General features: G+C 26.9%; 11 protein-coding genes and 1 pseudogene. 6 read left to right on the top strand and 6 right to left on the bottom strand.

The genetic code is table 11. From position 1 onward, the window contains the following. Positions 1-34 precede the first annotated feature (34 nt). Both EU91_RS03200 and EU91_RS03190 read left to right on the top strand, forming a co-directional pair. Positions 35-577, top strand: a complete 543-nt coding sequence (locus EU91_RS03200) for a PAP/fibrillin family protein (RefSeq protein WP_032524660.1) — start codon at positions 35-37, stop codon at positions 575-577. Between the two features lie 675 nt (positions 578-1252). Beyond that, on the top strand, positions 1253-1657 hold the full coding sequence (locus EU91_RS03190; RefSeq protein WP_032524663.1) for an MAPEG family protein: 405 nt from the start codon (positions 1253-1255) through the stop codon (positions 1655-1657). Position 1658: 1 nt separating this feature from the next. Here EU91_RS03190 and EU91_RS03185 read toward each other — a convergent pair whose 3' ends face one another. The 4 genes from EU91_RS03185 to EU91_RS03170 all read right to left on the bottom strand — a co-directional run bounded on the left by EU91_RS03185 (position 1659) and on the right by EU91_RS03170 (position 3496). Next, entirely contained in the window at positions 1659-2369 is a 711-nt protein-coding gene (locus tag EU91_RS03185) for a restriction endonuclease (RefSeq protein WP_413355504.1), read from the bottom strand. A 182-nt stretch (positions 2370-2551) separates the two neighbouring features. After that, entirely contained in the window at positions 2552-2803 is a 252-nt protein-coding gene (locus tag EU91_RS03180) for a hypothetical protein (protein WP_011818540.1), read from the bottom strand. A 40-nt stretch (positions 2804-2843) separates the two neighbouring features. Then, entirely contained in the window at positions 2844-3041 is a 198-nt protein-coding gene (locus EU91_RS03175) for a hypothetical protein (RefSeq protein WP_032524665.1), read from the bottom strand. Positions 3042-3076: 35 nt separating this feature from the next. Next, a complete protein-coding gene (locus EU91_RS03170) occupies positions 3077-3496 on the bottom strand; it encodes an acyl-CoA thioesterase (protein ID WP_032524666.1) in 420 nt (139 codons plus the stop codon). A gap of 443 nt (positions 3497-3939) precedes the next feature. Here EU91_RS03170 and EU91_RS03160 point away from each other — a divergent pair, with 443 nt between their 5' ends. Both EU91_RS03160 and EU91_RS09425 read left to right on the top strand, forming a co-directional pair. Then, on the top strand, positions 3940-4179 hold the full coding sequence (locus EU91_RS03160; RefSeq protein ID WP_032524668.1) for a hypothetical protein: 240 nt from the start codon (positions 3940-3942) through the stop codon (positions 4177-4179). Positions 4180-4223: 44 nt separating this feature from the next. Beyond that, entirely contained in the window at positions 4224-4388 is a 165-nt protein-coding gene (locus EU91_RS09425) for a translation initiation factor IF-2 N-terminal domain-containing protein (RefSeq protein WP_193741622.1), read from the top strand. A 22-nt stretch (positions 4389-4410) separates the two neighbouring features. Here EU91_RS09425 and EU91_RS03155 read toward each other — a convergent pair whose 3' ends face one another. Together EU91_RS03155 and dusB are read right to left on the bottom strand one after the other, a co-directional pair. Further along, the gene (locus EU91_RS03155; RefSeq protein WP_032524669.1) at positions 4411-4665 is read right to left on the bottom strand and encodes a DUF2470 domain-containing protein; all 255 of its coding nucleotides are present in this window, start codon (positions 4663-4665) and stop codon (positions 4411-4413) included. A gap of 18 nt (positions 4666-4683) precedes the next feature. Beyond that, complete coding sequence (gene dusB, locus EU91_RS03150) at positions 4684-5691, bottom strand: tRNA dihydrouridine synthase DusB (protein ID WP_032524670.1); 1008 nt, start codon at positions 5689-5691, stop codon at positions 4684-4686. A gap of 172 nt (positions 5692-5863) precedes the next feature. Here dusB and EU91_RS03145 point away from each other — a divergent pair, with 172 nt between their 5' ends. Together EU91_RS03145 and EU91_RS0108710 are read left to right on the top strand one after the other, a co-directional pair. After that, positions 5864-6256 carry a hypothetical protein gene (locus EU91_RS03145; protein WP_032524671.1) on the top strand — a complete coding sequence of 131 codons (393 nt, stop codon included), beginning with the start codon at positions 5864-5866 and terminating at the stop codon, positions 6254-6256. Between the two features lie 47 nt (positions 6257-6303). Then, positions 6304-6672: pseudogene (locus tag EU91_RS0108710) on the top strand (cell surface protein); the annotation flags it as partial.

The raw sequence follows: 6672 nt of genomic DNA on the forward strand, positions 1-6672 counted from the left end.
ATTTATCCTTAGATATATACTCAGCGATTATTAAATGGAATCCGAAGATGATTTATTAAATTTACTTCTTAAATCACCCAATTCAGATAAGATTCAATCTATTGCCGAACAACTTGAATTTGATCATAATTTTTCCTTTAGCAAAGATAGAAATGCTTTAGAGGGTGTTTGGGAGCTTAGGTGGAGTAGTTCTAATAGTCCTTTTTTAAAATATTCTCCTTTTATTGATAACCTTCAAATTCTTGATCCCATAAATTTAAATGGTCTTAATTTACTTAAACCTAGAGGAATAAAATCAATTATTGGTACTGGTATTTTAATAAGACTCAATTACATCAATGAAAAAAAAATTGGGGTCAAATTTACACATGCTGGTGTTATAGGTCCTAAATTTGGAAGAAAAAATATAAAGGCTATGAAAGAAATAAATAATGAACAATTAGGGTGGTTAGAGATAACTTATTTAAGTAATAAACTTAGAATCTGTAGAGGTGATAAAGGAACTTTATTTGTTCTAAGAAAAAAAAATTCACCGATTTTATTCAAGAATTTCAAGGAATTTATTAAAATCTATTAAAAATATAAATTAATTCTTTATCCAAATAGACTTTAATACGAAATAAATCGGAAAATATTTAAATGATTCTTTAGGTATTTCATAACTTAAGAATTTTAGTGCTTCTTCTAACCAGTAACCAATATCAAATCCTAAAAGAATTTTTTCTACAACAAACCAAAATTCTTTATCAAATATAATTCTGAAGTTTAAGTAAATATATTCCCAATGAAAGGTATTCCAATATTGGGTTAAAAATGAGGATAAAATAAGCCAAAGAGATATAAATAGAAAACTTTTAAGAAATTTATAAAATTTTTTCATATACCAGCAACTGTCTTATTTAATTTCAAATATCCCTTATTATTATTTCGATCAAATTTTATTTCCATGAAATATATTCAAAAAAATATAAAGATATTGAGAAAATAGTAAATTTTCGTGGAATTAATAATCTATTCCTCTTTTTTTAGCTTCTGTGCCTCTAGATTTTTATTTTTGAGAAAAAATCCTAAAAACAGAAAAGCAAAATATATTAGTAAACTTATGCCAAAAATTAAAACTATTTTTGAAATATCCATAAATGTTTTTTTATAAATTACAGCATTTTTTGCAAAGTTTTATCTATAGTAATGATTTTTCATTTATCACGATAACGAGCTTCAATTATTAAGCTAATAATATTATTTAAATCATATGCAAGTAGTTTTTGCCTGGAGCCTTTGTCTCTCAGTAGGTGTTGTTTTAATATCAATTATTCCATTAACTATTGGGAGGATTAAAGCAGGTTATTCTGTTGAAAATATGTCTGCTCCAAGGGCTTTATTCGATGAATTACCTTCATTTGGGAAAAGAGCAGTTTGGTGTCATCAGAATTGTTGGGAAAGTATTTCCCTACATGCACCAGCATGTCTTCTTTGTTTGATTACTTTAACTGACTCAAATATTTCAATAATTGCAGCATTGATTCATCCTATTTTTCGTGTTTTATATATTGGTGCTTATGTATTTAATATCCCAACAGCTAGAGGTTTAATGTGGGCCTCAGGAATTCTTACAACACTTTTACTTTACAAAGAGGGCTTAACACAATTGATATAAACTATTTAAACAATAAGTTTTTTAAGTCTTTTAACTGATATTCATTAATTAATCTAACTTTGTTTGATTTTGCTAGTTGTTGCGCTGACTTTGTAAACCCAGATTTTGAAACTAATATTGCATGAGTACCTTTCCAAAATAATTTACCAGCTGAAATTTCCTGCACTGCTTTATTTCCAATAGCTTTTTCATGATTTTTGCATTGTATACATATTCTCAAATCATTTATTGATGCAATTAAGTCAACCCCTTGATCTCCAGTATTAGGGGTTTCTTTAACTTCCCAGCCATTCTGTTTGAGAATTTGCATACAATAATTTTCAAATCTAATACCTTTTTTATAGCTTTCGTTAATTGTTTTTGAGTAATCATTTTCTATTAGGTTTAGGCATGATTTCTCTATTTGACTTGCTATGAATACAAACCAATCTTCAGTCTCGAGCTTCCTAGTAGATCCAACTATCTCATCATCAATAGTAGGATTTTCATTACAATAAGATCGCCACTTTTCGAAAAATAATTCTATACTTCCAAATTTTTTTAAAATTACTTTTTCCCAGAAGTATGGTATCCCCTCTTTAAATCGCTTAGATCCATTAAATATATTTTTCACAATGGCTTTTTCATCAAGAGGTGGATTGCCAATCCATTTTTTATAATCCTCGTTACCGTAAGCATCTATTTCCCTTAATCTAATCCTTTCCTCTAACAAATTGTATTTGTTTTCTTCTATTAAATTATTAATTGTTTGAATAAAGAAATTGGAATTTAAGGCATTATTTAATTTAAACTTTTTCTTCTTAATTTGATAATCCCTTAAAATTATAAAAATTAAAAAAATGATAAAAATAATTAAAATAAAAAAAAATTTCATTAAAGATTTTTATTTCCGTTCTAAAAAGTTTTTGTTTTTCTAATAACAAAATTATTTTTTGTTATTACTGAAGATTCATTTACTTCAAATCCATTAATTGCTGAAATTTCTCCTTTTATACCTTCTAATGTTAATTGCTCGATAATACCTTTTATTACTTCATCCTCGACTAATTTCCTATCAATTCTTTCAGGTGTAATATCTGTAAGCCATTTTGAGGTCTTTTTTTTTACAACCTCTGTAGGGTTAGTTATTTTTAAGTAGATAGCCATTTTTTAAGTCATTCAGTTGAATTATAAGCATTAAATCTTCTTAATTTTTCTTATTGTCATTACTTTCCCACTCAAGATATTGAAAAACAAAAATTGCAAAAATAGAGAAAAATAATATAAATAACCCTAACCATCCTATGAATTTGTGCTCTGTAAAAAGATTTGTAAGCATCGATTTTTCTTGATATCTTGATTCCATTTCATACTGGTAAGAATCAATAACTTGAAATATATTCATAATTTAAAAAGCTTTTGAATTAACGGCTAATAATTTCAACCATTCAATTTAATAAATGCTTCCGATAGAAAATCAGGCCTTTTTCTAATTATAGAAAAATTCAACTTATTTATTAAGACTAAATTGACTTCAGCAATCGTTAAGATTTCTTTTCTCTTGTTAAGAAATTTTGAAATTACATTAATCCTAGGGCTTTTTTCAATATTGAATTCGCTCTCTATTGTTATTTTTTCACCAAGAAATAAAGGGGTTTTATATTTTATTGAAGTATTGATTAAAGGTAAATCTAAGCCTTTTTTAGTTAGTTCAAAATAACTTATACCTACTTCTAAAAGTGCATTTATTCGGCTTTCTTCAAGCCAATTAAAATATGTACCGTGCCACATTACACCTGCATGGTCAGCATGTTGAGGTAAAACAATTTTTTCTATTTTCCAAATTGGTTTCGAGTTCATTTTTTATTTAAAAAATATTTTTATTCAATGTAAATAAATTATTTTGATATTTTAGGTTAATATTATTTATTAATAAAAGAATCTCCCAAACTATATTTATAAATTTATGTTTAATCGTAATAATAGAAGTAGAAAAATGAAGAAGATTTTTCAATGGGAAGAATATTTAAATTGGAAAAATATGTCAAAAGAACAGAAATTAAATTTCAAGAGGGCGTGCTTATTCCCTTTTCTCGTCTATTTAGTTTATGTTTTTCTCAATCAGTACTCCTTAGCAATTCTTTTATTACTAGGTTTTTATTTTTTAATTAGATTTAAAAATAGGAATAAGTTGGGAAGATAAATATTATTAACTTTGATTTATTTAGATTTGTTTTAAAAAAATCAGATTTTTCTAAATAACTTTATTGGTATATGACAATAGTATTAGATAAATTTTTTTTATGAAAAGAATTATTTTGCTTTTATCTGTATTAGTTTTTTTAATATTTTCTAATACGAGTAATTTATTAGCAAAAGAAATTGGAAATAACATTAAAGATAATATTTCTAATGACATTGAAGAAATTAAGCCTGATAAAAATAAAAAAACTAATATTTCTAATTCTTCGGTAGAAGATATATTTGGAGATGAACAAACATTTCCATTCGTTGCAGGTTTAGGAAAAAATGCAGCCCATTGATTTCAAAGTTCTAGATAATTTAGAAAAAGATTTTTTTTATAATTATGAAAGGTCTTAGGGTCTTAGAGCTTTCTGCAGCACTTAATGTTGATAGCTCCGATTTATTAGCTGTTTGTACAATTCTAAAAATAAAAGCCACATCTAGATTGAGTATGCTTTCATTTGAAGAATGTAAAAAGATAACTGATTACTATGAAGATAAAATTTAGATTTTTTATATAAATTATTCTATTATTTAATCTCTTTAATCATTGAGACTAAAGTTGAATGTATTTCTTCTTCAGATATTTCATTTTTAAAGTTGATAATTGCTGACTGGCCATCGTAATTGATTTTTATATAACTATTATTAATTTCTTCCATATAAGCATTCTCAAAGCTTGATATCTTTCCATAGTGAATAAGGTATTTGTGAACTGAATCTATGTGATCATTGTTCATATGATCACAAACTCTTTTACTTGTCTCTTTACTAATTATTTTCATTTAAAGAATAGATTTGTTTCACGCTAATGTATTTTTTTCATTATTCAAAGTTTTAATCATTTTATTTATTAAATTTTTAACTTCATTTTTATCAACAGCTCTAACCAAGTTGTTTCTCAAATTTGATGCTCCTTTAAAGTCTTTGCATGTCCATGAGATATGTTTCCTGGCAATTAGCAAGCCGTGATCTCCTTTTTCTTTTATTAATTCATCAAGATGCTCAATAATTAAATATAGTTTTTCTTCAGTATTTGGTTCTTTAAAATTTTTATTTTCTCTTATGGCATAATCAATTTCTCCAATTTTCCATGGTGATCCTAAAATCCCTCTTCCAATCATTACACCATCAGCATTTGTTTTTTTTAAACAATGTAGAGCGTCATCTGGATTTTTGATATCTCCGTTAGCAATTACTGGTATTTCTAATAAGCTTTTAAGTCTCCCGATCATTTCCCAATCTGACTTGCCTGAAAAACCCTGTTTTCTAGTTCTTCCATGAAGAGTGATCATCGTTGCTCCCGCATCTTGAAGTTTAAACAAGAAATCCTCTATATTTTCTTCTTTACTATCCCATCCGAGCCGTGTTTTTACTGTTACTGGAACCCTAACAGCTTTTACAACATTTTTTACTAATTCTATAGCAAGTTTTCGGTCTTTAATTAATGCACTGCCTCCACCTTTCTTTGCAATTTTTTTTACAGGGCATCCCATATTTATATCAATTAAGAAAGCTCCAGAGTCCTCAGCTTGTTTCGCGGCTTCAGAAACAGCATATGGCCTATTATCAAATATTTGTACTCCAATTGGACCCTCTTCTAAATCTATTTGATTGATTTTTTGTGTTCCATAACCTTTCTTAAGACTTGTTGCATTTATCATTTCTGTAAAAAGTAAAGAGTTTGGAGCCCATTTACGTACAAGTCGCCTAAAAATGTTATCTGTAACTCCAGCTAATGGTGATAGCATGACCTTACTAGTAATTATCCTGTTAACTCCCCTTCCTTTTAGCTTTATATTTGAAGACATATAATTTAAAATTTATATTAATCTTTCTTTATTATAAATTTAGATATGGAGCTGATTTTATGTTTTCTATTTAATTCTTAATTTATAATAAGTGCTTTTACTTAAATAGGCCTAATTGATTACTTTTTTTGCTAGTTTGTATTGAGTTTTAATTTTAAAAAGGAAATTTTTCTTGTTTATATTAGTATCTATTTTTCTTCCAATAATTATTTTTATTGCACCAATAAATGTAAAAGCTATACAAGGTAATTTGGATTTATCGAGTGCTCAAACTTCTGTAGGCAAAAGATTTGCTAAAGTTTTTTGTGATGCTAAGAGAGAAGGATTAGATTCAGATTTTGCTAGTGAATATGCTTTGAATAATACATATTTAAAATTTGTAGCATTTCCAGACGATGACGAATATTTGGAAAATTTATGGAGTTTCACACATAACAATATATTAGATAATTGTGGTGAATTTGTAGATATAAATGATCTAAAAGACCTAGAGATTTTTTTTAAAGAAGAGGGTTTAATTGCATCAAATAGAGAACTCTATTTACCAACTTTTGAGAATAATTAGATTAAATTTTTAGCATGTACTAAAATATAGATAGAATATGAAATTTTATGAAACTATTAGGTTTAAATTCACCTGAAATATTCATAATTTTAGTAATTTTCCTTTCAATTTTAGGTCCAAAAAGAATTGAAAAAGGTTTTTTATTATTCAATAAACTACTAAAATTCCTTTTAACTATAGATGAAGATCAAAGCATAGCAAGTTCAAAAGTAAAATCAGAGGAGCCCGAAGAAAGTGAAGTTAAACAGGAAATAGTAGAGGCAGAAGTAAAATCAGAGGAGCCCGAAGAAAGTGAAGTTAAGCAGGAAATAGTAGAGGCAGAAGTAAAATCAGAGGAGCCCGAAGAAAGTGAAGTTAAGCAGGAAATAGTAGAGGCAGAAGTAAAATCAGAGGAACCCGAAAAAAGTGAAGTTAAA

It is taken from the genome of Prochlorococcus marinus str. GP2 (assembly GCF_000759885.1).
Classification (GTDB): Bacteria; Cyanobacteriota; Cyanobacteriia; order PCC-6307; family Cyanobiaceae; genus Prochlorococcus_A; species Prochlorococcus_A marinus_J.

Bases quoted from the DNA above. Each gene is read 5' to 3' on its own strand.
- EU91_RS03200 (WP_032524660.1), top strand. From the start codon at position 35: ATGGAATCCGAAGATGATTTATTAAATTTACTTCTTAAATCACCCAAT.
- EU91_RS03190 (WP_032524663.1), top strand. From the start codon at position 1,253: ATGCAAGTAGTTTTTGCCTGGAGCCTTTGTCTCTCAGTAGGTGTTGTT.
- EU91_RS03180 (WP_011818540.1), bottom strand. From the start codon at position 2,803: ATGGCTATCTACTTAAAAATAACTAACCCTACAGAGGTTGTAAAAAAA.
- EU91_RS03175 (WP_032524665.1), bottom strand. From the start codon at position 3,041: ATGAATATATTTCAAGTTATTGATTCTTACCAGTATGAAATGGAATCA.
- EU91_RS03170 (WP_032524666.1), bottom strand. From the start codon at position 3,496: ATGAACTCGAAACCAATTTGGAAAATAGAAAAAATTGTTTTACCTCAA.
- EU91_RS03160 (WP_032524668.1), top strand. From the start codon at position 3,940: ATGAAAAGAATTATTTTGCTTTTATCTGTATTAGTTTTTTTAATATTT.
- EU91_RS09425 (WP_193741622.1), top strand. From the start codon at position 4,224: ATGAAAGGTCTTAGGGTCTTAGAGCTTTCTGCAGCACTTAATGTTGAT.
- EU91_RS03155 (WP_032524669.1), bottom strand. From the start codon at position 4,665: ATGAAAATAATTAGTAAAGAGACAAGTAAAAGAGTTTGTGATCATATG.
- dusB (WP_032524670.1), bottom strand. From the start codon at position 5,691: ATGTCTTCAAATATAAAGCTAAAAGGAAGGGGAGTTAACAGGATAATT.